Raw genomic sequence first — 26,546 nt, 5'->3', positions numbered from 1 at the left:
CCATCCCGGTTATACGTTTCTTGTCGTCTACGTGCTTATCGCTGCGTATTATGGGCTTCGCTTCCGCCAGCAGGCCAACATCAAACGGCTCGTGCACGCCTCGATCGCCGGGGTGACCGAGATCATCACCGTACCGACATGGCGGCCGCGCGAATGGCATTTAGCCATTTCAACCTGCGACGAATTTTACGTCGCCCGCGTCAAACGCGGCGAGCTCATCATCCTTGACCGCTTCCAAAAGCGTGCGCTTCCCGACCATCCGGTGATGAACGCCGCCAAACGCGACGAAAATATCGCCGCTTTCTTATCTTTTTCCCCGGTTTACCGTTGGGAAATGAACGAATACGATGATTACTATGAAGTGCGCTTTACTGATTTACGCTATCGAAGCAAAGGGTATTACCCGTTTGTCGCTGTCGTCCAGCTCGACCGCGATCTCAATATTGTCAGCTCATACACCGGCTGGATTTTCAGCGAAGGCAAACTGCGCAAAAAGCTCGAACTTGCTCCAAACGGCTGATGGGCTCCGCCCCAATCATTGCCACACATAAGCGCTACAGGGTGTCCCATAATAAAAATACGTGTTGGCCATCCAACACGAGCACGCCGTTAAGGAGGGAATGTGCCGTGCGGAACAAAGCGCACAACTTCCCGAACCAAAACAACAACAAGCTCGAAGGCGAACCGCGCGCCAAGGCCGAGTACGCCTCGAAGCGGGCCGACGGCACGACCAACACCCACCCGCAAGAACGGATGCGCGCCTCCGGCGAACGAAGCGATTTCTTTTAACATGAAGGGGGAGCACGGCATCGTTCGCCGCACTCCCCCGGCACATTCCGCAGCGAGGTGAACAATCATGGGTCACCATCGGCACAAAAAATTTTATGACAACTTTTATTCGAACCCGTTTCAGCAGCCGTGGGCCAATCCAAAACACGCCCACTCGCAAGTGAACGGCGAAACGCAGCAAACGCTTGACCTCATCATTTTAGAGCGGCAGACGCGCAAGCAGTCGTAGCGGAACAACCTAGGGAGACACCCTCCCTAGGTTTTTAGGCTCTCTTTCCGTCCGATTGTGAACTTGTCCCGCCCGTCATGATTGAGGCAAATTCGGTTTACGAAGCAGTGAAATCGGCAACGCCTCCTCCTCTCCGTTTCCTTTCAACCGCCATCCCCAGGCAAACACTCCTTTTAAATAGCGCACTTTAAAATACTCTCCGGGCGCCCCTTCAATTTCATAAATCTCCCCAGGATGAAAATCAGCTGGATTAAGCATATACGCCTTCGCCATGGCGATTTTCCGCTCGTAGACGGCGTATTCGTTCACCATCCCCATCTGCTCCGCCTTGCGTGCCTTTTCCGTCAACATGGCGATTTCTTGTTGCAGTTCTTCTTTCGTCATTTCGCTGTACCGTTTTTGTTCTCCTTTGATCATAGACAAGCCTCCTTTTTGAGCATTCCGGATGGATCGTTTTCATCCACATGGAACTCGGCACAAGGCTCAGAACATCTCTTGATTTATGGAACTGGAACGATTTTGTGATCAACATTCAACGACAAAACTGATAATATCCCCTAATTTTTTTAAATCCTTTCATTCGAGATCACTCGTCATTACCGTGCATGCGCAGCCATTCATTGATCAAGTCAAGTGCGAATCCTTTTCGGTACAGGGCTTGGCGCATCTTTTGCTCATAAAGCGGCCGCGGGTGGTGCGCATAACGGCGGTGCGCTTTCTCCGCCTGAACACGGAGCGCCTCCCGTTCTTCTTGTTCAGTATGAGCGCCGCCATCCGCCAAAACGGCGGCAATCACCTCATGCGGAAACCCTTTGCGCATCAGCTGCTGCCGCACCCGTTCCAAAAACGCGCGAGCCGATTCAGCCCGGCGCTGTTTTTTCGCTTTTTCGTAAAGCGAGCGGGCGATGGCCACCTGTTCATCCAACGTATACTCCGCCAAACTCTGCTCGATCAAGCGGCCCAAAACACCGAGCCGTTCCAGTTCGGCACGGATGAGAAGCGGCCCTTTCGCCGCCGTCTTTTTTTGCGTGCGCACATAAGCCGCCGCAAACGCCTCGTCATCGACATACCGCTCGGCGCGAAGTTTTTTGAGCACTTCATCAATCACCGAATCCGGAGCGCCTTTTTTTCGCAAGTGTGCGGCGACCTCATGCTCCGAACGCATCCGGTGTGCCAAAAAGTAAAGCGCCTGTTGATACGCCTTTTTCACCTCATCGGCATACACAATATGTTGAAGCAGGTCGTCGCTGATCTCCATCCCTTTTTTCAAGCGGAATTGAAGCAATACATCTTGATCAACTGTCAATCTCAACGACGGTGCGCCGTCACGGTGCACGACAATCCAAAATCGTTCAGCATTTTGTTCGGTTGCGACAATGTCGGCAATCGTTCCCATTGTTTGTCCCCCTTATCTTTTATCGTATCATAAGCAGGAACTTCTGACACCAAAAGCGAAGTCATAATATAAACCAATGGAAGGGGAATCAAGATGCGCATCGCCATCAACGGCGGCACTGGGCTGATCGGCCAGGCGCTCGCCCGCCATTTTTCCAAGCAAGGACATGAGATCTACATTTTCACCCGCTCTCCCAAACCTTCCGAAGGCAGCATTCATTACCTTTCCTTCGACAACCACCGAAAGCCTGAAGTTGTCGATGTCGCCATTAATTTAGCCGGGGAGCCGCTCAATCGAAAACGTTGGACGGCGAAGCAAAAAGAGATCATCCTTGACAGCCGCCTTCGATCCACCGAAGCGATGGGCCGCTACATCGATTCACTGTCCCGCCCCCCGTCGTTGTTTATCAACGCCAGCGCCATCGGCATTTACGGCACTTCGGACTCCGCAACATTTACCGAGCAAACGACCGATTACGGCGGCGACTTTCTAGCCCAGACCGTCCAAGCATGGGAAGCATCGGCCCGTCCGATTGAGCAGCTTGGCATCCGCACCGTCTACGCTCGCTTTGGCGTCGTGTTTGCCCGACATGGCGGCGCCTTGCCGATGATGATCAAGCCGTACCGGCTGTTTGTCGGCGGTCCAATCGGCAGCGGACGGCAATGGCTATCGTGGATTCATCTTGAAGACGTCGTGCGCGCGGCCTCGTATATCATCGAACACGAGGAATTGTCCGGCCCGATCAATTTCACCGCACCCTATCCAGTGCAAATGGATGAGTTCGGCCGCATGCTCTCCCGCCTTCTTGGCCGTCCGCATTGACTTCCGATTCCCGCTTGGGCGCTTCGTCTTCTCCTTGGCGAAATGAGCATGCTTGTCACCGAAGGGCAGCGCGTCATTCCAGAGAAGCTATTGCAAGCCGGCTTCCGCTTTTCGTTTCCAACGTTGGAAGGCTGTCTCACCGATTTGCTTTTGCCCCATGACCGACAAAAAATATCCAAAAAAAATTAACAAAAAAACAATTCCCTTTTCGCCTCCGATCGTGTATGATAAAGGAGACCTTAGGCTAGTTGTCGTCATAATCGCATACGGACAGGAACAAGGGGAAGGCAAATGGTGCGTCACCAGCGCTCGCGCTGGTCCTAGTGGGTTCGATTCCCACCCCGAAATTTTTTTAATGAAGTTTTAATAAAAAAAATTTCGAGGGTGGGTTCCCGCTGGGAGGCTGCCCTCGGCATCCAAAGGAGGGATTGGCCATGTTGAAAAAACGCGAGCTGCAAGATTGCCATGCGCTGTACGAGCTGATGGTGCATCCGGACGTCTTCCCTTTCGTGCGCCAAAAAGCCAGCTCGTACGAAGAGTTTTTATTCATGACAAAACAGCTCATGGAGGCGGAAGAACGTGGCGAATTGATTTCGCGCACGATTTTAGACGAATGGGGAAACCCGATCGGCACAATCAGCCTCTTTGATATCCAAGATGGCGCCGGCTTTTTAGGCACGTGGCTCGGCAAGCCGTATCACGGGCTCGGTTACAATCGGCGCGCCAAAGAAGCGTTTTTCCATGAGCTGTTTTATGAGCTGTCGATCGAAACCGTGTTTTTGCGCATTCGCAAAGTCAACGTCCGCTCGATCAAAGCGGCGGAAAAACTGCCGTACGTCACGCCGGCCAATGAAACGCGGCGGGCGTTGCTCGAGCAAATCGGCGCGGATGTATACAATTTGTACGAAATTACAAAAGACAACTACACGCTCTATACAATGCGCCATCCTTCCTTTGCCCACAATGAAGAACAGCGCAAAGAGGCATAAGCCGCGGGAGAGCGCATCTGATGCAAAAAGAGGCTGTCCAAACGGACATCCTCTTTTTTACAGATTCGCGAACGAGAAAGCCCACGCTCTTTAGGCGTGGGATGAAAGTGAGCCGTTTTCTTCATATGGAAATGGCATCCTGTCATTGCTGCAAGGAGGTGAATCCATGCCCACGATCACCCTCAGGCTGGAACTGCACAAGCCGACGAAAGCCAAACAAGACATGTATGAACGGATGACAGAAGTGAATACCGCGTTTGCGAATTGGCTGTTGAATCATCCCGAGCTGAATCAAGCGACGAGCAAACTATTTAAAGAGTTTTCGTCGCAGCGGTTTCCTTCCGCCGTCGTGAATCAGACGATTCGAGAAGTGAAGGCCCAAAAGAAAAAACAAAAGGCAAAGAAGTTCCGAACATTCTGGTGTTGCTTTAACAATCAAAACGTAAAGGTGGAAAAGAAAGGAGCGTTCTACACGGTTTCCTTCCCCACACTGGAGAAGCGAATTGGCGTGCCAGTGGTTGCGCGCCCCTACCAAGAAGCGTGGCTGAATCGGCTGCTCGATGGAACCGCCAAACAAGGGGCCGCCAAGCTCTACAAAAAGAGAAAGAAATGGTGCTTGGCGATCGCGATCACCTTTGACGTGAAGCCGCGGCACGAAACAAAGGTGATGGGCGTTGACCTTGGGCTTCGCTATATCGCCGTGGCCAGCGTGGGAACGAAATCGTGGTTTTTCAAAGGGAACCAATGCGCCTTTGTGCGCCGACGCTATGCGGCTTTGCGGCGAACGTTGGGCAAAGCCAAGAAGCTCCAGATGATTCGCAAAATCGGCCGCAAAGAGTCCCGCTGGATGAAGGATCAAAATCACAAAATCAGCCGTCAAATCGTGAATGTTGCGCTCGCCAACGGTGTTGGCGTGATTCGGATGGAAGAGTTGACAGGCATTCGAAAGCGGGCAACATCGGCTAAAGAAGCAGGACGAAGCTTCATTCTTGGGCATTTCACCAACTACAAACGATGATTGCCTATAAAGCCGAAATGGCAGGCATTCGGGTGGAGTGGGTGAATCCAACTTATACGAGCCAAACGTGTAAATGTGGACATCGAGAGAAAGCGAACCGAAACGGCATCTGCTTCCGATGCCAAAGGTGTGGATACACTCTCCACGCCGACTTGAATGGCGCCATCAACATCGCCAAAGCGATTTCGGGCTTCGCCTCCTAACCTAGCGCACTGGTCACAGGTGCGCCGCCCATCGGGGTACACTCTAACCCGATGGGACGGGGTGATGACACACCCCTAAACTTGGGCGTTGTCCGAACCAGAAATGGAGGAGGACGCGAACGACCCAAGAATCCCACGGCTTTAGCCGTGTGGAGTGTCAAGCATAAAAACGGCTGGTTTTGCGCAAAATGGAATTAAAGGAATATAGATGCAAAGCGAGGGAACAAGCGATGGCGGAAAAACGAAAACGCGAAAAAGCGAAGCATACGCTGACAAGCGCCCAAGAAGTAAGCTATGCCCGCGATTTTAAAATGGCGGACCAAGCGGGCGGCTATACGGCCAAAAAGGCGCGCCACTAGAAACGATTGCTATTTATACGCTGGCGCCGTCCATGCCATGCTAATGAATGAATCGTACGATTCACACTTCTTTATAGGGGGCATGGACGATGGGCCGATCTCGCGGACAACGGACGCGCGACAAAAACAAGGCAACTTTGCCGCAAGTGCCGAAACAGCTGAAATCTGACGGCATCGATGTGGAATACTCGGCAGAATTTGCCGACCATGAAGACCTCGAGGCGCAGGCGCGCGCGGCCGCTGCTGGCATCCGCCGTCAAGAGCGCAAACAGTAATCGAACATGGCGCCCGCTTTGATGGGGCGCCTTTTTCCTGTGAACCGCTTCCGCTTCGCTTTGCTTGGAGTGAGAGACTTTCTTTGTTCAACGCGTCTCTCAAGCCACGCTACACCGTCGCCTCGCCCTCGAGCTCCAACACTTGGCTGTACCGTTTGTAAAACCGCCCCAACTCCCCTTTGTAATGGTCTTTCCACGGTTTTTCCTTGCCGCAATAATGGATAAAAACGGTGTTTTCCTCAATCCAAGCTAAATCGTGTTTCGGGTTGGGCAAAAGCTGCAAAAAGTCATAATAGCGTGCGTCGTAGTTGTAGCGGTAGCAGTCGACCGGTTTAATTTTGTCCCAGTACAACCCGTTTAAGACGTCTTGGTCAGGAAGAACAAGCTTGAACCGGTTGTCGCGAATGAACTGGTAAATGTCCGCAAGCCGAACGTGTTCGCGCATCATCGCAATGTTCATCATCATCACACCCGTGTTGAAATACCCTTTCGCGTTCGGCGTTTTTAACCGCAACTTGTTGAACAAGTTTGCCACCTTCGTCGAATGGGTATGCTCAGCCGCAATGAACAAGTTCCCTTCAAAATCCATGTCATACAGCTCATCCATCGGGTTGATCGCCACAATATCCGGATCAAGGTACAAGACACGGTCGACATCTGGCGGCAAAAACAAATGCGCCGCCAGACGGTAATACATCTCCACCGTATAGTGGCGGAAAACAGGCGCATCATGAAACAGTTCTGGATCAACGTAAATCGGCACCAGCTCATGCCCCTGCCGGCGAACAAACTCGCCAAGCGCCTCAATCTCCTCCTCACTAATACGTGAATATAACAAGTAAAATCTGAATGGGCGGCGATTATGGCAAAATAATGAGTGCATCAACACTTTCAGCGGCGGCAGATAGTTGGCGTCTGTCGTCACTAAAACATGAAACATGCTCCATCACTTCCTTATCTCATCGATTCCCCTTTCTTTACAATTATATCTGAACACGGGCAAATGTTGCCCCCCTTTTGGCCTTGGACAGCAATGTTTTCCCATCATCCTTTTCGTTGGATCATATTTCCTGTCCATGATATAGTGGAAAGAGAACAGAAAAAGGGGGATTGGAAACATATGGGGAATGTTCGTTGGGTGTTGGCTCTCATTTCGTTTTTAGCAATCACACTTTTCTCCTGCAGCAAACCGCCATCGCCGCACGATGCATTAAAAACGTACACCTCCTACTGGACGAAACAGCAATTTGCGAAAATGTACGACATGCTCTCAGAAGAAACGAAAAAAACAGTCGGCAAAGAGCAATTTGTTGACCGCTATAAAAAAATTTACGGCGACATCCAGGTGTCTCACTTATCCGTTGCCCCAGTCCCTGTTCAAACTGATAAAAAAGACGGTGACAAAACGGAAATCTCCTTGCCGTTTTCCGTAAAAATGGACACAGTCGCCGGGCCCGTGCAGTTTCGCCACGAGGCAAAGCTTGTCAAAGAACAATCCAATGACAAAGAACAATGGCGCATAAAGTGGGATCCGTCTTATATTTTCCCACAGCTTGGCCCCAATGACAAAGTGCGGCTGAACATCACGCCGGGAAAACGGGGAGAAATTATCGACCGCAACGGCCAGCCGCTTGCCATGAACGGTACGGCATATGAGATCGGAGTAATTCCAGGGCAAATGGGCGACAATGCGGAAACCATCAAACAGAAGCTTGCCTCGCTGCTTGGCGTTTCGCCCGAAATAATTACAGAAAAGCTAAACGCGCCTTGGGTGCGTCCCGATTATTTCGTACCGATTCAAAAGGTGTCGAAAACTGATAAGCGGGTTGAGGAAGCTCGCCGCATCCAAGCCGTCGCCGTTAAAGAAACGCCCGAACGGGAATATCCGCTTGGCGCAGCAGCCGCTCATTTAGTCGGGTATGTGGGCACGATCACGAAAGAAGAATGGGAGGCAAAGAAAGATGAAGGCTACTCGCCAACCTCCCGGATTGGGAAACGCGGTCTTGAGGAGCTTTGGGAAGGGCGACTGCGCGCCCATGACGGAGCCCGCCTTTATATCGAAAAAGCGGACGGATCGACCGTGACCATCGCAGAAACAAAGCCGAGAGACGGCGAAACGATTGCGGTAACGATTGACGCCAAAGTCCAGCAGGCCATTTACCGCGAAATGAAAGGTCGCGCCGGCACAGCGGCGGCCATCCATCCGCAAACGGGAGAAATTTTGGCACTTGTCAGTTCCCCGTCGTTTGATCCAAACCGGTTCGTGCTCGGCCTTTCATCATCGGAATACGCAAAATGGCAAAATGACCCGCTCCGCCCGCTCGTTAACCGCTTTGCTGCGACCTATGCACCGGGATCAGCCATCAAACCAATTATTGCCGCCATCGCTCTTGAACAAGGCGCCATCACGCCAAAAGAAACAAAAACGATTCACGGCCGACGTTGGCAGCCGGATCGTTCATGGGGCAACTATTTCATCACCCGCGTCCACGATGGACCGGAGCGCGTCGACCTGACCAAAGCCCTTGTTTACTCTGATAATATCTACTTTGCCATGGCCGGCCTCGAGCTCGGCCCGGAACGGATGGAGTCCGGCCTTCGCTCATTCGGGTTTGGAGAAAAGCCACCATTTCCGTACCCAATTCCGGCGTCGCGTTTTTCCAATAGCGGGAGCTTGAAAACGGGACCACAACTGGCCGATACTGCCTATGGACAAGGGGAAATGCAAATGAGCATTCTTCACCTTGCCGCTGCCTACACCCCGTTTGTAACGGGAGGTGATTTGCTTCAACCGGTGCTCGAAAAAGGCCAACCGAAAACCGTCTGGAAACAAGGCGTCATCTCCAGCCAGACAGCCGCCATCGTCGCCGGCGATTTAGTCCGTGTTGTCGCTGATCCGAACGGAACGGCTCATGATGCTTACATCAAATCTATTCCGCTTGCCGGCAAAACCGGGACCGCCGAGCTGAAGCAGGAAAAAGGAACACAAGGAAAGGAAAATGGTTTGTTCGTTGCCTACCCGGCCGACCGCCGTGATCTGTTGCTTGCCCTGTTGATCGAAGGGGTGGAAAACGACGGCGGCAGCCGCTACGCCGTCAACGCAGCGAAGCGCATCTTTACTTCCCTCCGCTAGCCGATTAAGGCTGGCGGATGTTTTTTATACAAGTTAGATTATTTACAATTATCAAACAATATTTTATAATAAATGTATCGAGTCGTCTCCTGCCCGCTTCACCGCCCGGCAGATCAGACGGCTGGCATCACTGTTCATTGACTTCGCTACCCGTCACGGCAGCGTTCATCGCTATGTTTGCCTTCCATATTATTGAAAAAGAACTGTGCGGCCTGACGGCATTTCCGCGCCGGAATGCCTTCTCAGTCCGTTCAAGCCGGTTCCTGTCTTTACCTTGCCTGGGAACCGGCTTTTTGCATGTCAGGAAAGGGGGGGAAACGAATGGCGGGAGCGCTTGATGGCGTGCGCGTCCTTGACTTGTCGCGCGTATTGGCGGGCCCGTATGCGACGATGATTTTAGGCGATTTAGGGGCCGATGTCATCAAAATCGAAGCGCCGGGCGGGTCGGACGACACCCGGTTTTGGGGGCCGCCGTTCCAAAATGGGATGAGCGCCTACTACACGGCCGTCAACCGCAACAAGCGAAGTGTAACCGTCGATCTAAAAACAGAACAAGGGCGGGAAACCGTTCGCCGTCTGGCGGAGACAGCCGATGTCGTCATCCACAATTTCAAAACCGGGACGATGGACAAATGGGGGCTTGACTATGAAGCGCTGTCCCGCCTCAACCCGCGCCTCATCTACTGCTCGATCACCGGGTTCGGCGAAACCGGTCCGCTCGCTTCGCTTCCCGGCTACGACTACATCATTCAGGCGATGAGCGGCTGGATGAGCATCAACGGCACCGCGGACACCGGCCCGCTCAAAGTGGGAGTGGCCGTCACCGACGTGTTTACAGGGTTGTATGCGGCCATCGCCGTCGAAGCGGCGCTTTTGGCTCGTGAAAAAACGGGGCGCGGACAAAAAATTGATTTATCGCTCTTTGACTGCGCTGTCAGTGCATTGGTGAATGTGGCGGCGAACTACTTAATGTCAGGTGACATTCCGCAGCCGCTTGGCAATGAGCATCCGAACATCGTTCCGTATTCAACGTACGAGGCAAGCGACGGTCCGATCGTCATCGCCGTCGGCAATGACCGGCAATTTCAGGCGCTTTGCTCGCTATTGTCCGACCGCTCGATCGGGTCTGACCCGCGTTTTCAGACAAACCCAGGCCGCGTCGCCCATCGGGACGAACTAAACCGGCGGCTGAATGAAGAAATCAAGCGGCGGACGCGCGCCGAATGGCAGCGCCTTCTCGCTGAAAAAGGGATCCCGTGCGGCCCGGTGCAAACGATGGACGAACTGTTTCGCCATCCGCAAACCGACGCGCGTCATATGACGGTCACCATGCACCACCCAACCGTCGGTCCGCTGAAACTTGTCGCCAGCCCGCTCAAGCTGTCTGGGACACCGGTCTCCTACCGGCTGCCGCCGCCGCTCGCCGGCGAACATAACAACGAAGCCGAAACCGGGTGGCAAAACGATCCAGAAGCCGAAGGCAACGATAACGAATCGCCATAACCAACGCGAAGACAAAGTTTCTGGAAACGGCCGGCTGAACGCCCGCCAGTGCACTGGCATGCAATGGAAACCGCCTTTACACAACAACGGATGCATAGGGGGATGGAAACGATGATGAACTTCGACTTTACACCGGAACAAGAAATGCTCCGGCAAACGGTGCGCAAATTCGTCGACAAAGAGATCATGCCGTATATCAAAGAATGGGACGAACGCGGCGAATTCGACCGCAACATTTTCAAACGGCTCGCCGAGCTCAATTTAATGGGAGTGTGCATCCCGGAAGAATACGGCGGCATGGGCATGGACTACAACTCGCTTGCCATCGTCTGCGAAGAGCTTGAGCGCGGCGATACGGCGTTTCGCACCGCCGTGTCGGTCCACACCGGACTCAATAGCCTCACTCTTTTGCAATGGGGAACTGAGGAACAAAAACAAAAATACCTTATCCCGCAAGCCCGCGGGGAAAAAATCGGCGCGTTCGGCCTCACTGAACCAAACGCCGGCTCGGACGTCGCTTCCATCCAGACGACAGCCGTCCGCGACGGAGATGACTACATTTTAAACGGACAAAAAACATGGATTTCCCTCGCTGACATCGCTGACCATTTTCTCGTATTCGCCTATACGGACAAATCGAAAAAGCACCGCGGCATTTCCGCCTTTATCGTCGAACGGACGATGCCCGGCTTTTCGTCGCGCCCGATTAAAGGGAAACTTGGCATCCGCTCTGGCAATACGGGCGAGCTGTTTTTTGACAACGTCCGCGTCCCGAAAGAAAACTTGCTCGGGGAAGAAGGCGAAGGATTCAAAATCGCCATGTCAGCGCTTGACAACGGCCGTTTCACCGTCGCCGCCGGCGCCGTCGGCCTCATTATGGCGTGCTTGGAAGCCAGCGTCAAATACTGCCATGAACGAAAAACGTTCGGCAAAGAAATCGGCCGCCATCAGCTCGTCCAGCAAATGATCGCCCGTATGGAAGCCGGCCTGCAAATCAGCCGCCTGCTCGTGTACAAAGTCGGCTTTTTGAAAAACGAAGGCCGCCGCTGCACGCGGGAAACATCGCTCGCCAAATGGATCGCCTGCGATTACGCCAACAAAGCGGCTGACGATGCGGTCCAAATCCACGGCGCCTACGGCTACTCGAACGAATATCCGGTCGAGCGCTACTTGCGCAATTCGAAAGCGCCGGTCATTTACGAAGGAACACGGGAAATTCATACGATCATGCAGGCCGAATATGTGCTCGGTTACCGCCAAGACAAACCGCTGCGCAAAACATTGCCGGCATGGCGGCCAGCTGAAAACTGAATCACGAACGAAATCATGGGGGGCCAAACCGCTGACCCGCACCAAAACGCCGCTGCCCCCCATCAACCGATGAGGGGGCAGCGGCTTATGGCTCTTTCTCCTCCATTTTGCAATATTGTTTGTACAAATCTTTCAGCGCCGCGCACAGAGCAGAATGGGCTTTCCCTAAATACCCTTCGTCAAGCTCCGCCAACAGCTCGTCAATGCCGTCGCGCAGTGAATGGCCGCGCAGCAGCCGGGCCACGTAATCGCGCCCATGTTCAGTAGCCAGTGTGCATGATGCCTCCACGATCACCCCGTACTTTTTATCAATCTCCGCCGTAATCGTCAGCGTATCGTAAAGGCTTTTGGCCGCCATTCCGGCCGGCAGCCGCGCATGGCCGGCGATAAACTGCGTTTTCATCCGCTTTCCCTCTTTCCTCGTCTTTCTTGTTGCTGTTATACCAACTATTATCTTGTTTCGCGGCGTACATCCATTTTCCCTGCCTCGTTTGGCAGGCAGCAAAAAAAGCCGCCCGCCAAGCAAACTCGGCAAGCGGCAAATCGTTGCTTTTTAGCGCTTCTGCCTTGATGCAAGACGGCCTGCCTCCCAGTTCACCCACGCCCCGCTGTCTGGGTCAATCGAGGCGAGACGGAGCCAACCGTTTTGCACTTTGCGACGAAACTCTTCATTTCTGTCGAGCAGCTGCTCGATATAATAGGACGGCGCTTCGATGATGACAAGCAACCGAAGCGGAGCATGAAACAGTTCGCGATCGGACGCGGCGACGGACTGCCACGGCAAGCCGGCTAGCAAGTCGCTTCCGTTCCCTTGCATGACGCCGATGCCGCCGGTCACCGTCTGGGTCGTTTTATCGCCGCTCCCGTAGTAGTGCGGTGCGACTGTTGAAGCGTAATATTGCAAGTTAATCCATTGTCCGACGGTCGCCGGTCCGGCGATAATGCCGGCGAGCGCCTCTCCGGTCGGATCTTCGCGCCAATCGTAGCTATGCAAAAACACCCGGCCGTTTAAGTCCTTTCCTTTTGTCAACTTGCGGCGGCCGATCAAGAACGCAGCGTTCCGGGCCAATCCCCATTCTGGACGGATCTCGCTCCAATCAACGGCGCGCCGTTGCGCTTCCGCCACCGGATCGCGCGGCGTCTGTCCGACATGGGGGAGCTTTGCCATCCGCTCAGCGTTCGCACGGCGGCTCGCTTCGCCAAGCGCCTGCTTCAGCTGTCGAAACGCCGCCTCAGCCGCTGCGGGCAACGGCGGCACATCAAGCCAGCGGACTTCATCGACGGTCGTAATATGTTCCGCAGCGACAAACACCGTTTCATCCGGAATGTTGATCCCTTCAGCCGCCAGTCCAGCGCGCACTTCCGGCAAGTTGGCCAACGCGGCGAATACGCGGGCGTTGAACGCCCCGGCCGCACCGCCGCACGCCCCGCAATCGAGCGCCGAAGCGTACGGGTTGTTGGCCGTCTCGCTTTCATGGCCGCAAACAACCACAAGCGGAGCGAACGAAGACGTCAAGCCAATGTTGACGAGCAGCTGCTTCACGTATTGCACTTGTTCCTCGGTTGTAAAGCCGATCGGCAGTCCAGACGATTCATCCTTTCCATGGCGGTGGAGCGACAAGTCCGTCTTCGGCTTATGTTCGGCTGCCGCTTCCGCCTGGCGGACGACCCGGCCAGCCCAAGCCGGCGCGGCGCTGCGGGCGAAGGTATGAAGGCCGAGCCATGGTCCGCTCATTTCCGGAAGCAATAAGCCGGCCAACATATGCTGTTTGATCTTTTTAAACGTCTGGCCGACAAAGCGGAATGCATCGCGCCGGCGACGGTACGGACGCGCCGCTTCCAAAGCGGCGGTTTCGTTGATTTCATGCTGCGGCGCGACGATCGCCGGGCATGACGGGTGAGCGTCATCGCTGTCAAGTGCGCGCGTTTGAATCGGCAAGCCGAAAAAGCCGGCGCAGCCATACGTTTCAAACGGTCCGGCCGCTTCCAAATGGCGGCGGAACGGCTCGGAACGGACATCGATGCAAAACAATAGCTGCGCTGCCGCCTTCTTCGTCTCATCCATCGGCTGATGCGCCAATACCGCTTCTTTCAATTTCGCTTCATACGTATCTTCCCACGCTTCAAGCCAAAGATGACACCGGTCAATTCGCCAAAACCGATCGATAAACGCCAACCAGGCGCGCTGCTCTTTGCCGGACAGGTTCCGCCAGTCTTCCAGCGTCATCCCTCCCCAATGCAGCCAAGCGGCCAACAGTGAAAGAGCAGCGCCGATGTCCGCATGATCCTCCCGTTCAAGCGGCAAATATGGCGCCACAAGCGTCCATTCAAGCGACAGACGGACCGCCAAATAGTCAATCAATCCCCGCAATTCGTCGCCCGTCCGGCGCGACTGCCATACAACCATGCCAGCCCAGCCGGGCAACGCCAACAAATGCGCCTCCAAGTAAGCGGCGGTCTCTTCCTCCTGTACGCCAAGCTTCATCAACGCTTGACGCAGCGCCTCTTCCCCGTCGTGCGGCCAATCGGCAAGCCGCTTCCGTTCCTCTTTCGAGAGCGCCGGGTCGGCGGCGATGAGCCGGCGCCATGCTCCGTAAAACCCCAGCTCACAATGTGGAAGCGCCCATGGCGCCGTGTTCGAACCATAAAACAGTTTGCACCATTTGACGGTTTGTTGGTCAAGGCGTTGGCTTACGCCGTGCAACGCGGCGCCCGCCGTCCGAACAGCCGCCGGACGCCATGCCGCCGCATGCGCCAGCTCCGCCAGTTCCGGCAGACGAAGCGCCTCGTTGGGCACCGTCTCATTCCAAAGGAGGGCGCGGCACATTCGCTCTGCTTCTTGGCGCCGCACCGGGAGCGGCTTGTTGTCAAGCCAACGCTGCAGCCGCCGCTCGACGAATACAAGGTCAATCTCCCCTTTTGCCATCGCCGCATGGAAAACCGCCATCGGCGGATACAAATCAATTCCATGCGCCTGCTGCAGGCGGTCGGCTGCGTCGGCAAACGTCTGCTCTTCAAGCCCCATCCACGGATGGCGGGCGATAAAGGCGGAAATCGGCCAAAGCGGCGCAACCGCCTTTGCCGCTTCGCTGACAAGCATAGCAAGCGGGCGGGCTTCTGCGCCGGTGGGCTTCGATTCCCCCGTTAGCCGTTCAAGCGGCATTGCACTTTTACTCATGAGCCATTCCCTCCTTCAGATAGGATGCCAAATAACGGGGATGCGCCTCCATAGCCGCTGGGCGCGGCTCCCCGAGATGAACGAGATGCATATACACCCGAACGGCAAGCGCCGATGTGCGCCGGTTTGCCAGCCAGGCAGCGGTCAATGCCGCCATCGCAAACAAGACGCCTACTGTCCATTCAAACGCGGCAGGCGGCACAAAAACCGTCGCTTCCCCCTGGCCGAGCAGCGTCAAAAACTGATGGCGCACCGTTTCCGAACCAAACGCCAACACAGCCACCGCCGCCAGGCCCATCCAGCGGCCTTCGCGGAAATCGGCTAGCCGTCCCCAAGCGACCGCCGCCGAGGCCCCAAGCAAAAGCGCGCTCAACAGCCGGGCCGGTTCGTGCGGAGCCGCCTGCCAAAACGCCCACCCAAGCAGCACGCCGAGGATGATGCCGCCCGGCCACAAACTGCCTGTTTTTCGCAATCCTGCCCGACCGACTCGCGGCACGACGGACCCGGACTGCAAAAAGAGCGTCGCTTTAAACAGCCCGTGCAGCACCAAATGCACGACCGCCGCCCCGTAAGCGCCGAGGGCGCATTGCACAAGCATGACACCCATTTGCGCCATCGTCGAACCGACAAGCTGGCGCTTATAGTCGACGTGAACTAAGCTGATGCCCGTGCCAATCAAAATCGAGGCAAAAGCGATCAGAAACAGCGCCACATGCGCCCATGTTTCGTGAAAAAGCGGAGAAAAGCGCCAAAGCAAGAGCCCCCCAGCGTTGACAAGACCGGCATGCATCACCGCTGACACCGGCGTCGGCGTCACGGCTGATTCCATCAGCCAGCGATGAAACGGCCATTGCCCAGCTGGGATAATGGCGGCCAAAATAAGCAGTCCGTTCATCACCGCCTTCTCCCAGGCGTCTAGGCGAGCAAGGCGCTCCGCCGACAGCGCAGAAGCAAGCTGCCATTCGCCGGCCGCCGTTCCGAGCCAGACGGCAGCGATGACGACGGCCAGCCAACTCAGGCTGAACACGACCGCCATTTGCCGGGCGACAAACTGCGCCGGCCTCCATTCTTTTTTCAATGCCGTTAACGCCACAAGGCCCATCAATGGAAGCCCCCAGCAGACAGCAACGAGGCGCATGTCGCCGCTTGCCCATGTCAGAGAAGCGGCCGACACCGTCCACGTCAACAAGGAAAAATAGCGCCGGTAAGCGCGGTCGCCATGCAAATAGCGAACGGCAAACCGTTGAATCGCCCAACTGAGAAGTGAAATATAGACGGCCACCAACCAACTGACCGCATCAAACCGCCACGGCCCGGCCTCTGCGTTGCCGGCGCCGATCCATCCGGCGGCAGCCGCCGCTCCCGGAAGAAGCAACAGCCAGACGTGCACATGCACATACCGCTCCGGCATGCGCGGATGCAGCCATGCGGCTGCGCTGATGAAAACGATGGCCACTGCGGCGAGCCATCCCCATATGAACCATTGTGCTGCCATCACATTCTCCTCCCCTCGTCCTTTGTCTTCGTTCGGGAGAAAAAAGAAAAAACCGGCTATGTCAATCAGGCAACGCGACCAAAAAGGCCGCACCATTGCCTATAGATTGCCCATAGCCGGTTTACCTTCAACCAATCGTGAGGCGATTGTTTGAAGATCTCCCGCTGTGCAACAGACACCGGTCGGTTTCCCTTCAACGAACCTAAACGACGTTTATGTAGGTTTTTTGAAGGACTCCCGACCTTATCGTTTCCATTTGATTCTATATTCACTATACAAAAGTTGTTTTAATTATACAACAACTTTGTCAACATTTCATCCATGAATTTATTTTGCAAGCTGCTTTTCTAAATCGTTGAACAGCTTGAAGACGATAATCCGCTCGCCCGTCCGGGTGCTTAAATCCGTATGGAAGCTCTTCACCTTCTCGCCGGTGATTTCAAAAATCATTTCTTTCAAGTCATCGACTCCAGACTCCACTAAACTCGTCCGCGACCGCTTCACCGATAACATTCCTTCTTTTGATTCGCAAAGCGCGTACTCGGCGGGCGTCAGGATGCCGTGCAACGAAACGATGATCATATCGCGCAAAATATCGGTTTTCACCGATACCGAACCGCGGCCAAGAAAATCTTTTTCCCATTTTGTCAATGCTTTGCTGATTTCCGATTCAATCGAACCTTTTGATTTGCCCATGCCTCGATCCCCCTTCAGCCAAACCGCGGCCTCCCCGCCGCCAGCCGTTTCATTGCACTGATAAACATAATTATAACGATAATCGAAAGGGGACGCTAGACAAAATCAACGGAAACGAAAAGCGAAAGCGGGTTCAATCCGCTTCCGCCCGCAATGGTTCAGCGTTGGCGGCAACGGAGCGTCCGCAGCCGATTGAGCGCCGCCGCCAGCTCGAAGCGGCGCGGGCGAGCAAGTTCACCCGGATTCCCTTTTCGGAACGAAACGGAGCCTAGCCCTTGACGGTCCCATTGTTCTTCGATCGCATCGAGTAGTTGGCGGATGGTTTTCTTCCCGTCGAGCCATCCTTTTCGTTCCATATACAGCAGCGCCGCGGCAATCGCCCGCGTTTGGCTGTCATCGACCAGCTGCTCAAGCGCATAAAGCAATAGATCGGTTTGCCCGTACTGAATAACGTGCCGTCCGCGCGCGACGGCTTTTGCTTTTTTTCCTTTTTGGCTGTTCAAACTTTCGGGCAGCGGAATGCGCTCGTGAATGCGGCCGAACGACTCTCCGCCTTCCGCTTTCCGTCCCGACGGCATCTCTGCAGCGATCCGCTTCGCCTCCCCGGTCACATCAAACGGGACGTACTGCTCCATTTTGATCACGCAATCCGCGATGTCCAAGTAATCCCCCAACCCGCCGACGACAAGAACCGTCGAAATGCCGTAATCGCGAAATAGTTGACGCGCCTTGTCGATATACGGCGTGATAGGTTCGGCTTCTTTCGCCACGAGCGCCTGCATGCGCGCATCGCGGATGAGCAAATTCGTCGCGCTCGTATCTTCGTCAATCAAAAACGCCGATGCCCCCGCTTCAATCATTTCGATCATGCTCGCGGCCTGTGAGGTGCTGCCGCTCGCGTTTTCCGTCGAAAACTGCGTTGTCTCTTTGCCGTACGGCAACGCGCCAATGAGCGGCGAAATGTCAACACTGGCGACGCTCCGGCCGTCTTCGGCGCGAATTTTCACCGCCCCGCTGTCGGTGATGACAAACTCCCGCCCGTCGCCGGCGATATGGTCATACACGCCGTGCTCTAACGCCTGAAGCAGCGTCGATTTGCCGTGATACCCGCCGCCGACAATAAGCGTAATGCCTTTTCGGATGCCCATGCCTTTGATCGGTTCAGCGCGATGCGGAACGGGGATCGCGATCTCCAGCTCCGGCGGGCTTTGAAACGGCACCGCTCCACGTTGCAGCGGCTTGTCGCTCACTCCGCTCTCCCGCGGCAAAATCGCGCCGTTTTTGACAAACGCCACCAAACCATGCTCGCGCAAATAACGGCGAATGGCGTGCTGCTGATCGGCCAGCTCCACCGCCGGGCGGATGTCTTCTTCCCGAAGGCCGTACACCGCTCGCTCAATGACGGATGGAATTTGCTCGAAAAAGATGGCCTCGGCTTCTTTCGCCAAAATGCGCCGTCCATTCGCCGGCAAACCGACCGATAAACAAACCGTAATCGTCTCGTCAGCCACTTGCACCGCCGTCCGCTCGAGCACTTTTTGCCCCGGCGCATCAATCAAGACGAGTCCACTTTTTCCCGACCCGCGCGCCCGCAGCGGCCATTGCCGCAATGCATGATGGATACGGCGCGCTAGCACATCTTCGCAGCGGACGCGCCGCGGTTTCGTATTCGTCCACTCCGCTGCCAGCGCTGTTTTCGCCCGCGGCACGATCACCCGCACCTTGGACGGCTCAGCGAACGGATCGCCTTGTACATGGTCAATCGCAAGCGTAAACATTGGAAATCGATATGTACCTTCAATCGCTTTATACGCCTTATAGCCTTTTTGGTCGATCGACCGCAGCCGTTGTCTCAGCGTTTCCATCCAACCATCCCCTTTCTTTTCCCTTCATCTTTCCACGGACACCTTGAAATTGGAGGCAACTCCATGAATGCCCCATAGTCCTGCGTGACACGTTCATCATCATGTTCAACCATTGTGCGCCCCTATGCACCATTTTGATTGTACCGCAAACCCATCCCCTTCATCCATCACCAGCAAAAACAGCGGCCCTCCTATTTTTAGAACGAGCCGCCTGCTGCTTAACGATTTTTCATCCCTGTATAAATCAAAATCGCTTCTTTGAGAAATTCCGCCGCCCCCGGGTGGACGCGGTCATAGTACGCTTTGAACCGTTCGTCCTCAACATATAGGCGCGCCAACCCGGCGTGCGCTTCTTTAGAATAATGATCCCACCAAAAGCTAAGCCACTGCCGATGCAAGGCAACGGCCCGCTGCGCCTCCTCTCCGGCCGGGTCGCCGGACAACATCGCTTCTTTCAATGCCTCAAGCACGTCCTTGCTGAGCTTCTCTGCCTCATCAAACTGTTCCTTCGTCATGTTCCGCAGTGTTTCGTTTGAGCGATTCACTTGTTCCTCCCCATATTTTTGCCGGATTTCCTCCCCATATTTCTGTTCATTTTCTTCAATCAGCCGCTCCTTAAACGCGGCGAATTTCTCCTTGTCGCTCATCATCATTCCTCCTTCTTTCGCGGCAATCGTTTTTTCAACACTCGCAATCAACGCATCAAGATGACGCCGTTTTTCCAACAGCTGCTGGCGGTGCTGTCTGAGCGCCTTCAGTTCATCGAATGACGGAGAATGGACGATCTGTTTGATCGTTTCCAAATCGACGCCAAGCTCACGGTAAAAGAGAATTTGCTGCAAACGATCGACTTCGCGCCGCCCGTACAGCCGATACCCGGCTTCGCTCAACCGCGCTGGCTTCAGCAACCCAATCTCGTCGTAATACCGAAGCGTCCGGCTTGTCACCCCCGCCAGTTTCGCCAGCTCATGCACCGTGTACTCCACTTCCTTCACCTCCTTATTCATGACGATACACCTTGACGCAACGTAAAGGTAAAGAGGAAAAAAGAAAAAAGGGCTCACGACCAGCCCCTCATTGAACAATCGCTGTTTTATTTGTTAAAAGCGATGCCTTTCATCAATTTTTCCTCGTTTTCTCGATATGCGGCATCTTCGTTATCACAATCGAATGGTTCAAATCGACGTTAGGCAACAGCTGCGGCTCGCTCGTTGTTTCCATCGCCCCCGCTTGTTTCACATGAGGCGAAAGCGGCTCGCCAACCGAATCGCGGATGATGATACGCTGGTGAAATGACGCATATCGTTCCTTTGTTTTGTCCGTCCCGTCCCATTGCAAGGGAAAGAGGACAGCACATACAACCAATATTCCCACCGCGGCCAACAGAAGAACATTTCGCTTCACTTAACCACCTCCATCCAAATTAGACGATGCAAAAGGCGATCTCGTTTCTCCTTTGCCGCTAAACAAAAACGCCATCACGTCCCGCAAAACGTCCGGTACGGGCGGGCGGACGGCGGGGGCAGTTCCGCGTATTTCTCTTGCTCCCGCGAGTAGGCGTACGGGTCGGCCAGCGCTTCCAAGAAACGCTCCATCACGCTGTAGTCGCCGCAGTTGACCGCGGCGGCCAACGCCTCTTCAACCCGGTGGTTGCGTGGAATCACAGCCGGATTATGGCGGCGCATCCGTTCATACGCTTCCTCTCTTGACACCGATTCTTGGCTGAGCCTTGTCTGCCAGCGCTCATGCCACTCTCGGAACTCAGCGGAATCAAACAGCGCCATCCCCGTATATTCGCCTAACGTCAACGCCCGGAACGTGTTCGTATAATCAGCGCGGTGCGCCTCCATCAGCCGCAATAAATCCGCAATCAGCTTCTGATCTCCTTCCTGCTCCTCGGCAAGGCCGAGCTTCGCCCGCATCCCGCTAAGCCAATGGTCGTGGTATTGCTTCGGATAGTGGTCAAGCGCCCCTTGGGCAAGCGCGATCGCTTTTTCTTCATTCTCATCAAGCAACGGCAACAAGCTTTCCGCAAACCTTGCCAAATTCCAGCCCCCGATGTACGGCTGGTTTCCGTACGCATACCGCCCTTCCGTATCAATCGAACTGAACACCGTCTCCAGGCTGTATGTGTCCATAAACGCGCACGGCCCATAGTCGATCGTTTCCCCGCTGATCGTCATATTGTCCGTGTTCATCACCCCGTGGACAAAGCCGACAAGCTGCCATTTCGCGATCAGTTCCGCTTGGCGTTCGATCACTTGTTCAAGCAAAAACAAATAGCGGTTCTCATCTTCCTCAAAGCCAGGAAAATGGCGCCAGAGCGCATAATCGGCCAGAGCGCGCAACTCCTCTATCGTCCCCCATTGCGCCGCGTATTGAAACGTCCCGACGCGCAGATGGCTCGAGGCGACACGGGTCAACACCGCCCCAGGCAATTCCGTTTCGCGCATAATCGTCTCTCCCGTGGTGACGACCGCAAGACTTCGCGTTGTCGGGATGCCAAGCGCGTGCATCGCCTCGCTCACAATGTACTCCCTCAGCATCGGCCCAAGCGCCGCCCGCCCATCACCGCCGCGCGAATACGGCGTCCGGCCCGAGCCTTTCAGCTGGATGTCCACCCGCTCGCCGCTTGGGGTGACGTGCTCGCCAAGCAGCACCGCCCGTCCGTCGCCAAGCATCGTAAAATAACCGAACTGATGCCCCGCATACGCCTGCGCCAGCGGCTCAGCTCCGTCTGGAATTTTGTTTCCAGCTAAAACGACCACCCCATCTTCACTTCGCAACGCTTCCTCATTCAGCCCAAGCTCTGCGGCCAGCGAACGATTCAACACCGCAAGCTTCGGCGCGCGCACCGGCGTGGGGAGGACGTTGCTGAAAAAGCGCTCCGGCAGCCTTGCATAACTGTTGTCGAACTTCCATCCTGCGTCCAACATCGTCATCTCCTTTGCGGCCAAAACAGCCTTTTTATATGAGTTTATTGTACGGCAAAGCGGGCGGCATGATAAACCGAAAACGCGCGATCCTAAACCAAAAACCGAACCGTCAACGTTCGACGAAAACCACCATATTTTCTCTTTCTTTCTCGCCCCGTTTCTTTGTATAATACCTGTGAGGAGGTGAGAAAAAGTGGAAGAGAAAACAATCATTCAAGCGGTGCTTCAAGCGCTCGAACAGCATTCTGACAAAATCAGCTCGAAAATGCAGGAAATGGAGCAACGACTGCATCATGAAATGCAAACGATGGAACAGCGACTTCACCATGAAATGCAAACAATGGAGCAACGACTCCGCAGTGAGATGCAGGAAATGGGACAACAGCTCCGAGCAGAAATCCGTGCTGTTGAGACTCGGCTTGAGGCCAAAATCGACTCCCTTCGTGAGGAAATGCAACAGATGAACAGACAACTGAACGAACGAATCGACCACCTTGAAGAAGAATTAACAGACACGCAAACCTCGGTTGAAGTGTTGACGACGAAAGTGCTCCACCACGACCGGAAGCTTCGCCAATTGGCTAAACAAGCATAACTCCTCTTAGTCGGCAATTTCCCTGTCCACCGCAAGCCCATTCGAGAGGATGCAAAATGTGAGGATCATTATGCGACGTCGCTTAATTATGGTTGAAAGGCCGAGACGTACACAAAGGCAGGTTCTGAGACGTTCTGTGAACAAATAAGACGGTTACGAATCACGACTGTTGAGAAAAGAAAACAAACCTACAAACAAAAAATTCCACCGGCCGTTTTATACGTGCTTATATATTCTTTTAACATTTGCAAGTATTCTTGAGAGTCCACAGAGCCGCCCATTGATCGAACCCACGATGACGCCAGGCGGCTCCCTAATTCAGGACTGTTGACCATTAGCAACAATCCAATGAGAGAAAGAACAAGCGAAACAAACTTCATTCTGTTTGAGTCTTTGAAAATATTCATTTTGAGTGCCTCCTTATCCGTCTAGGCCAGTTGAAGCATAAAAACAGAAGCAAGTTCCACAGGAAAACTTACTCAGATAACAAAACATTACTCATAGTAATAAAAACATACCCCTACAGGTTTAGCAGCATATCCATATCCTACTTTAGAATCCCATCCGATAAGCGGGTCGTACCAAACATCAACGTTATAAACTTTGTAATACGGTCTAGCAATGATGGTATAGGTTTTTCCTGCTGGAACTTGAATTTGATCAGTGTCTGTAACTTCATAAGATTTTGTCACAGTGACATACTCCCACCACCTGCGCTTCGCTTAATGGTGGGGGCTTCTCGGGTAATCCCATCTCATGATGGGAAGTTGACCGAGCGATCCCCGTGTGCCCCACGGTTCGAGGACAAGTTAGACGATCGCTAATCGTTTCATGCCCTCATGTTTGATATTGATGGCCGCATTGACGTCCCTGTCGCTCTCGAATCCACATTCACAGCGGAATATACGCTCAGAAAGCGATAGAGACTTCCTCACTTTGCCATAGCACGAACACGTTTTCAATGTTGGAAACCATTTGTCGATTTTGATCAGTTTCTTCCCCTGTTCGGCCAACTTGTCCTGAAGGAAAGAGGTGAACATGCCTCAGCCAACATGCTATCACCACCCCTTAAAACAATATACGGTAACAGCATGTCCCTGATTGCTTTTAATTATAATCGATCATGATCTCAAACGCCACGGAATTGGCCGAATCGTTACGTAAAACTCACAAAACTTTACAAGAGACTTACAGACGTTTTCTTCCTTATTCATAGCGCCCAGCTTCACCGAAGCTCCTCCCGTTTGATTGACGCTCCGAATACCTCACGTCGCGTGTCACTCACGGTATCAATCGCTATGCAGGATATCTCGAAAAATTGATACTGGCGTTTCGGTCTCTGTCCATTTCAAGTCTACAAGCATCACATCGAACTATCCGTTCAGACAGCTTTCACGATTTTTTACATACCCGCATGCACTGCACATTTTCGATGATCGATGCCATCTATCGGCTTCCATCCATTCGATCTATCATCGCACTTAACACTTCCACGAGAGCCTCTACTCCAACATTAAAATTCACGTTTTTTATAAAACTGTAACGAAAGCAAAAAGGAAATCGTCAACAATAAAATCATCACCGCTATAATGATTACCATCACTTCAACTTTAGAAAGATGATAAAGATAATGAACTACATTTTGAATAAACGGATAATTAACTTGTTCAAAAAATTTTGGAACAAGCGCAAATGTGCCAAAAAATAAAGCAAAACTCACCAATCTAGAGTGAATAAATCCAACTTTAAAAAATACCGGAAAGTAAATGCTGTTAATAAAAATGACAGCACATAACGCAATTATTATACTTTCGAGTGAAACATTGTGAACTTGAACGGAAGGATTTATCATTTGCAGTATATACGCAATCACTAGGTAATACGCAATAGCGATGACAGTAAAAACAAATATAGAACAATATCTTGCCATAACAACAGTTCGCCGTGTCAAAGGAAAACTATTTAACAAAATATCAGCTTTATTTTTATCGTCATGCGCACATGCTGATAGTATTAGGACATAATTCACCGCAATAATACTAATAAGAAAAACGACTGCGCTATCTTGTTTTAGAAATATCATCATCACTATAATATAAATTGCGGCAAATAAAAGTGTTTTCTTAAGAAGCAGTATATCTTTCAATATAAGCTGAAACATTGTTACATCCCCCTTTGAAAATACACGATAATATCTTCCAGAGAAGGCTTATCCACAATAATTTTATCTCCTAATATTCTTTTTATTTTTTGCTTATCTTTCGTTAACGCCTCAAATCCAAATTGATTTTCTTTAACGCTAATGAAAAGCGGCTGTATACTACTATGTAATAGTTCCTTTGGCCCTTTAACAAGCCCGTAGTTTTCAAATATTTCGTCTTTTGTACAAGAAAATATAATGTTCCCATCATTGATAAATGTGATGTAATCCGCGATCTTATCTAAATCTGAAGTAATATGCGTAGAAAAAAACACGCCCCTGTTTTCGTCTTGTATAAATGAAGATAGTATATCAAGTAGTTCGCTTCGAATAATTGGATCAAGCCCTGAAGTTGGTTCATCCATTATCAATAATTCAGCATGATGAGACAATGCGATTGCAAGTGAAAGTTTCATTTTCATCCCTTTCGATAAATGTTTAATTTTCTTTTTTAAAGGTAATGAAAACTCTTTTATATACTTATAAAACAACTTGTCATCCCAATTTTTATAGAAAGGCGCGACCACTCTTTTCACTTCGGATATGGTTAGTTCATCATAAAAATAGTTTTCGTCAAAGACAAATCCGATCCGTTCTTTTATTTCTTTCTCATATTTCACATTATCCAAGCCAAAAACTTTAATTTCTCCCTCATCTTTATGAATAAGGTTCATAATAAGCTTAATCGTTGTGCTTTTTCCCGCGCCATTTGGACCAATAAACCCCATAATATATCCTTTTTCGAGAACAAAACTAATATTTTTTAATGAAAAACCCTTGAACTCTTTCCGTAAATTTCTGACTTCTAAAACAGGTGACATATTATCCCTCCTCATAAATCACTTTCAATATTTCCTGCATCTCTTCCAATGTCAAGTTAATCGATTTCCCCGCTTCGACTGCTTCTGTTAACTTTTCCTCGATTATCTTTAGCTGGCTTTCTTTTAATAATTCTTTGTTTTGCGCTGCTACATATGTTCCCTTTCCTTGCACCGTAACAATATAACCTTCATTTTCTAATTCTTGGTATGCCCTTTTGGTCGTAATCACACTTATTTGCAGTTCTTTTGCCAAAGTTCTTATAGACGGCAGCATTTCATTTTCCGCCAACTCTCCCTTTATAATCAAGTTTTTTATCTGTTTGACAATTTGTTGATAAATAGGTTCATCTGATGAGTTAGATATAATAATATCCATTGCTATCACTCATTTCTTTTAAATAAAAACAAGCAATACTGTATATATTGAGTATACACAGTATTATTTGTTATGTCAATGGCGATTGATTGTCGCGAGTCTATGAACAGCTGAGGCAAGCGAAGATCGAAGACGATGGATGTACGTGGCGGATTCCGCTGCGATGACGAAGGACACGCTGGCGCAAACGAAAGCCGCCAACGCCTTTTTGATCACCAGAGAGCCGTCGTCGCTATACATCGTCAAAACAGTGCTTTCGGAGACGGAAAACATCCCGGTTTGTCCTCGTCACGACCGTTCCAAAGGAATGGAAGAGTCAACCCATGGATGCCCAAGAGATCTTGAAGCTGTATAAAG

The 26,546-nt window shown here is 52.4% G+C and carries 25 protein-coding genes and 5 pseudogenes; 13 read left to right on the top strand and 17 right to left on the bottom strand.

Annotated elements, in window-relative coordinates; all coding sequences use genetic code 11:
- From I656_RS0115445 to I656_RS17880, 3 genes and pseudogenes are all read left to right on the top strand, one after another.
- Positions 1 to 520: pseudogene (locus I656_RS0115445) on the top strand (metal-dependent hydrolase); the annotation flags it as partial.
- Between the two features lie 107 nt (positions 521 to 627).
- Complete coding sequence (locus I656_RS0115440) at positions 628 to 789, top strand: small, acid-soluble spore protein K (protein WP_011229959.1); 162 nt, start codon at positions 628 to 630, stop codon at positions 787 to 789.
- 67 nt (positions 790 to 856) lie between these two features.
- Complete coding sequence (locus tag I656_RS17880) at positions 857 to 1,018, top strand: YpzG family protein (protein WP_011229958.1); 162 nt, start codon at positions 857 to 859, stop codon at positions 1,016 to 1,018.
- Between the two features lie 75 nt (positions 1,019 to 1,093).
- On the opposite strand, the gene I656_RS08710 is transcribed toward I656_RS17880, so the two are convergent.
- Positions 1,094 to 1,435: a YfhH family protein gene (locus tag I656_RS08710; protein ID WP_011229957.1), complete on the bottom strand. Its 342-nt coding sequence runs from the start codon at positions 1,433 to 1,435 to the stop codon at positions 1,094 to 1,096.
- 169 nt (positions 1,436 to 1,604) lie between these two features.
- Complete coding sequence (recX, locus tag I656_RS08715; protein ID WP_015373966.1) at positions 1,605 to 2,414, bottom strand: recombination regulator RecX; 810 nt, start codon at positions 2,412 to 2,414, stop codon at positions 1,605 to 1,607.
- A 93-nt stretch (positions 2,415 to 2,507) separates the two neighbouring features.
- Between recX and I656_RS0115435 the strand changes: the two are divergent.
- From I656_RS0115435 to I656_RS08725, 5 genes and pseudogenes are all read left to right on the top strand, one after another.
- Positions 2,508 to 3,425: pseudogene (locus I656_RS0115435) on the top strand (TIGR01777 family oxidoreductase).
- A gap of 245 nt (positions 3,426 to 3,670) precedes the next feature.
- On the top strand, positions 3,671 to 4,225 hold the full coding sequence (locus I656_RS08720; protein WP_011229954.1) for a GNAT family N-acetyltransferase: 555 nt from the start codon (positions 3,671 to 3,673) through the stop codon (positions 4,223 to 4,225).
- A gap of 166 nt (positions 4,226 to 4,391) precedes the next feature.
- Positions 4,392 to 5,446: pseudogene (locus tag I656_RS0115430) on the top strand (RNA-guided endonuclease TnpB family protein).
- 230 nt (positions 5,447 to 5,676) lie between these two features.
- Positions 5,677 to 5,805, top strand: coding sequence for a YfhE family protein (locus tag I656_RS17875; protein ID WP_013146323.1), 129 nt, complete (start codon positions 5,677 to 5,679; stop codon positions 5,803 to 5,805).
- An 89-nt stretch (positions 5,806 to 5,894) separates the two neighbouring features.
- Complete coding sequence (locus I656_RS08725; protein WP_011229952.1) at positions 5,895 to 6,080, top strand: YfhD family protein; 186 nt, start codon at positions 5,895 to 5,897, stop codon at positions 6,078 to 6,080.
- Between the two features lie 109 nt (positions 6,081 to 6,189).
- Here the strand turns inward: I656_RS08725 and I656_RS08730 are convergent, their stop codons facing one another.
- Complete coding sequence (locus I656_RS08730; protein WP_020754899.1) at positions 6,190 to 7,020, bottom strand: glycosyltransferase family 8 protein; 831 nt, start codon at positions 7,018 to 7,020, stop codon at positions 6,190 to 6,192.
- Between the two features lie 180 nt (positions 7,021 to 7,200).
- On the opposite strand from I656_RS08730, the gene I656_RS08735 reads away from it, so the two are divergent.
- From I656_RS08735 to I656_RS08745, 3 genes are all read left to right on the top strand, one after another.
- Positions 7,201 to 9,213 (top strand): penicillin-binding transpeptidase domain-containing protein, encoded by a 2,013-nt coding sequence (locus I656_RS08735; RefSeq protein WP_015373962.1) that lies wholly within the window; start codon positions 7,201 to 7,203, stop codon positions 9,211 to 9,213.
- A 321-nt stretch (positions 9,214 to 9,534) separates the two neighbouring features.
- The gene (locus I656_RS08740; RefSeq protein ID WP_033005475.1) at positions 9,535 to 10,716 is read left to right on the top strand and encodes a CaiB/BaiF CoA-transferase family protein; all 1,182 of its coding nucleotides are present in this window, start codon (positions 9,535 to 9,537) and stop codon (positions 10,714 to 10,716) included.
- 111 nt (positions 10,717 to 10,827) lie between these two features.
- Positions 10,828 to 12,027, top strand: a complete 1,200-nt coding sequence (locus I656_RS08745) for an acyl-CoA dehydrogenase family protein (RefSeq protein ID WP_033005485.1) — start codon at positions 10,828 to 10,830, stop codon at positions 12,025 to 12,027.
- A gap of 85 nt (positions 12,028 to 12,112) precedes the next feature.
- On the opposite strand, the gene I656_RS0115425 is transcribed toward I656_RS08745, so the two are convergent.
- The 8 genes from I656_RS0115425 to I656_RS08780 all read right to left on the bottom strand — a co-directional run bounded on the left by I656_RS0115425 (position 12,113) and on the right by I656_RS08780 (position 22,197).
- Entirely contained in the window at positions 12,113 to 12,430 is a 318-nt protein-coding gene (locus I656_RS0115425) for a DUF3870 domain-containing protein (protein ID WP_033005473.1), read from the bottom strand.
- Positions 12,431 to 12,580: 150 nt separating this feature from the next.
- Positions 12,581 to 15,205, bottom strand: a complete 2,625-nt coding sequence (locus tag I656_RS08750) for a DUF2309 domain-containing protein (RefSeq protein WP_020754894.1) — start codon at positions 15,203 to 15,205, stop codon at positions 12,581 to 12,583.
- Entirely contained in the window at positions 15,198 to 16,700 is a 1,503-nt protein-coding gene (locus I656_RS08755) for an NADH dehydrogenase subunit 5 (protein WP_033005469.1), read from the bottom strand. The genes I656_RS08750 and I656_RS08755 overlap by 8 nt, the downstream gene beginning before the upstream one ends.
- A 327-nt stretch (positions 16,701 to 17,027) precedes the next feature.
- Positions 17,028 to 17,396 (bottom strand): DUF2294 domain-containing protein, encoded by a 369-nt coding sequence (locus I656_RS08760; RefSeq protein ID WP_020754892.1) that lies wholly within the window; start codon positions 17,394 to 17,396, stop codon positions 17,028 to 17,030.
- 158 nt (positions 17,397 to 17,554) lie between these two features.
- Entirely contained in the window at positions 17,555 to 19,261 is a 1,707-nt protein-coding gene (locus I656_RS08765; protein ID WP_020754891.1) for an ABC-ATPase domain-containing protein, read from the bottom strand.
- Positions 19,262 to 19,479: 218 nt separating this feature from the next.
- Positions 19,480 to 20,268 carry a MerR family transcriptional regulator gene (locus I656_RS08770; protein ID WP_033005468.1) on the bottom strand — a complete coding sequence of 263 codons (789 nt, stop codon included), beginning with the start codon at positions 20,266 to 20,268 and terminating at the stop codon, positions 19,480 to 19,482.
- A 112-nt stretch (positions 20,269 to 20,380) separates the two neighbouring features.
- Positions 20,381 to 20,665 (bottom strand): hypothetical protein, encoded by a 285-nt coding sequence (locus I656_RS08775; RefSeq protein ID WP_015373954.1) that lies wholly within the window; start codon positions 20,663 to 20,665, stop codon positions 20,381 to 20,383.
- Positions 20,666 to 20,739: 74 nt separating this feature from the next.
- Positions 20,740 to 22,197, bottom strand: coding sequence for a YdiU family protein (locus tag I656_RS08780; protein ID WP_033005466.1), 1,458 nt, complete (start codon positions 22,195 to 22,197; stop codon positions 20,740 to 20,742).
- Between the two features lie 193 nt (positions 22,198 to 22,390).
- Here I656_RS08780 and I656_RS08785 point away from each other — a divergent pair, with 193 nt between their 5' ends.
- Positions 22,391 to 22,792 carry a hypothetical protein gene (locus tag I656_RS08785; RefSeq protein ID WP_020754888.1) on the top strand — a complete coding sequence of 134 codons (402 nt, stop codon included), beginning with the start codon at positions 22,391 to 22,393 and terminating at the stop codon, positions 22,790 to 22,792.
- 494 nt (positions 22,793 to 23,286) lie between these two features.
- Here I656_RS08785 and I656_RS17870 read toward each other — a convergent pair whose 3' ends face one another.
- From I656_RS17870 to I656_RS08810, 6 genes and pseudogenes are all read right to left on the bottom strand, one after another.
- Positions 23,287 to 23,484 (bottom strand): hypothetical protein, encoded by a 198-nt coding sequence (locus I656_RS17870; RefSeq protein WP_223810869.1) that lies wholly within the window; start codon positions 23,482 to 23,484, stop codon positions 23,287 to 23,289.
- A gap of 117 nt (positions 23,485 to 23,601) precedes the next feature.
- Positions 23,602 to 23,835: pseudogene (locus I656_RS08795) on the bottom strand (zinc ribbon domain-containing protein); the annotation flags it as partial.
- Positions 23,836 to 24,088: 253 nt separating this feature from the next.
- Positions 24,089 to 24,169, bottom strand: a complete 81-nt coding sequence (locus tag I656_RS17865) for a transposase (RefSeq protein ID WP_223810961.1) — start codon at positions 24,167 to 24,169, stop codon at positions 24,089 to 24,091.
- A 136-nt stretch (positions 24,170 to 24,305) separates the two neighbouring features.
- Positions 24,306 to 24,953 carry an ABC-2 transporter permease gene (locus tag I656_RS08800; protein ID WP_020754885.1) on the bottom strand — a complete coding sequence of 216 codons (648 nt, stop codon included), beginning with the start codon at positions 24,951 to 24,953 and terminating at the stop codon, positions 24,306 to 24,308.
- Positions 24,954 to 24,955: 2 nt separating this feature from the next.
- On the bottom strand, positions 24,956 to 25,813 hold the full coding sequence (locus I656_RS08805; RefSeq protein ID WP_033005464.1) for an ABC transporter ATP-binding protein: 858 nt from the start codon (positions 25,811 to 25,813) through the stop codon (positions 24,956 to 24,958).
- A 1-nt stretch (position 25,814) separates the two neighbouring features.
- A complete protein-coding gene (locus I656_RS08810; protein WP_033005463.1) occupies positions 25,815 to 26,189 on the bottom strand; it encodes a GntR family transcriptional regulator in 375 nt (124 codons plus the stop codon).
- Between the two features lie 89 nt (positions 26,190 to 26,278).
- Here I656_RS08810 and I656_RS17860 point away from each other — a divergent pair.
- Positions 26,279 to 26,457: pseudogene (locus I656_RS17860) on the top strand (transposase); the annotation flags it as partial.
- Positions 26,458 to 26,546 lie beyond the last annotated feature (89 nt).

Source organism: Geobacillus sp. WSUCF1 (assembly GCF_000422025.1).
GTDB classification, from domain to species: domain Bacteria; phylum Bacillota; class Bacilli; order Bacillales; family Anoxybacillaceae; genus Geobacillus; species Geobacillus zalihae.
Note: the sequence above shows the minus strand (reverse complement) of the source record. Positions and strands in the feature narration are given on the sequence as shown.

What these genes read in the sequence shown, in the direction of transcription:
- I656_RS17880 (WP_011229958.1), top strand. Translation starts at nt 857, where the DNA reads ATGGGTCACCATCGGCACAAAAAATTTTATGACAACTTTTATTCGAAC.
- I656_RS08710 (WP_011229957.1), bottom strand. Translation starts at nt 1,435, where the DNA reads ATGATCAAAGGAGAACAAAAACGGTACAGCGAAATGACGAAAGAAGAA.
- recX (WP_015373966.1), bottom strand. Translation starts at nt 2,414, where the DNA reads ATGGGAACGATTGCCGACATTGTCGCAACCGAACAAAATGCTGAACGA.
- I656_RS08720 (WP_011229954.1), top strand. Translation starts at nt 3,671, where the DNA reads ATGTTGAAAAAACGCGAGCTGCAAGATTGCCATGCGCTGTACGAGCTG.
- I656_RS17875 (WP_013146323.1), top strand. Translation starts at nt 5,677, where the DNA reads ATGGCGGAAAAACGAAAACGCGAAAAAGCGAAGCATACGCTGACAAGC.
- I656_RS08725 (WP_011229952.1), top strand. Translation starts at nt 5,895, where the DNA reads ATGGGCCGATCTCGCGGACAACGGACGCGCGACAAAAACAAGGCAACT.
- I656_RS08730 (WP_020754899.1), bottom strand. Translation starts at nt 7,020, where the DNA reads ATGTTTCATGTTTTAGTGACGACAGACGCCAACTATCTGCCGCCGCTG.
- I656_RS08735 (WP_015373962.1), top strand. Translation starts at nt 7,201, where the DNA reads ATGGGGAATGTTCGTTGGGTGTTGGCTCTCATTTCGTTTTTAGCAATC.
- I656_RS08740 (WP_033005475.1), top strand. Translation starts at nt 9,535, where the DNA reads ATGGCGGGAGCGCTTGATGGCGTGCGCGTCCTTGACTTGTCGCGCGTA.
- I656_RS08745 (WP_033005485.1), top strand. Translation starts at nt 10,828, where the DNA reads ATGATGAACTTCGACTTTACACCGGAACAAGAAATGCTCCGGCAAACG.
- I656_RS0115425 (WP_033005473.1), bottom strand. Translation starts at nt 12,430, where the DNA reads ATGAAAACGCAGTTTATCGCCGGCCATGCGCGGCTGCCGGCCGGAATG.
- I656_RS08750 (WP_020754894.1), bottom strand. Translation starts at nt 15,205, where the DNA reads ATGAGTAAAAGTGCAATGCCGCTTGAACGGCTAACGGGGGAATCGAAG.
- I656_RS08755 (WP_033005469.1), bottom strand. Translation starts at nt 16,700, where the DNA reads ATGGCAGCACAATGGTTCATATGGGGATGGCTCGCCGCAGTGGCCATC.
- I656_RS08760 (WP_020754892.1), bottom strand. Translation starts at nt 17,396, where the DNA reads ATGGGCAAATCAAAAGGTTCGATTGAATCGGAAATCAGCAAAGCATTG.
- I656_RS08765 (WP_020754891.1), bottom strand. Translation starts at nt 19,261, where the DNA reads ATGGAAACGCTGAGACAACGGCTGCGGTCGATCGACCAAAAAGGCTAT.
- I656_RS08770 (WP_033005468.1), bottom strand. Translation starts at nt 20,268, where the DNA reads ATGAATAAGGAGGTGAAGGAAGTGGAGTACACGGTGCATGAGCTGGCG.
- I656_RS08780 (WP_033005466.1), bottom strand. Translation starts at nt 22,197, where the DNA reads ATGTTGGACGCAGGATGGAAGTTCGACAACAGTTATGCAAGGCTGCCG.
- I656_RS08800 (WP_020754885.1), bottom strand. Translation starts at nt 24,953, where the DNA reads ATGTTTCAGCTTATATTGAAAGATATACTGCTTCTTAAGAAAACACTT.
- I656_RS08805 (WP_033005464.1), bottom strand. Translation starts at nt 25,813, where the DNA reads ATGTCACCTGTTTTAGAAGTCAGAAATTTACGGAAAGAGTTCAAGGGT.
- I656_RS08810 (WP_033005463.1), bottom strand. Translation starts at nt 26,189, where the DNA reads ATGGATATTATTATATCTAACTCATCAGATGAACCTATTTATCAACAA.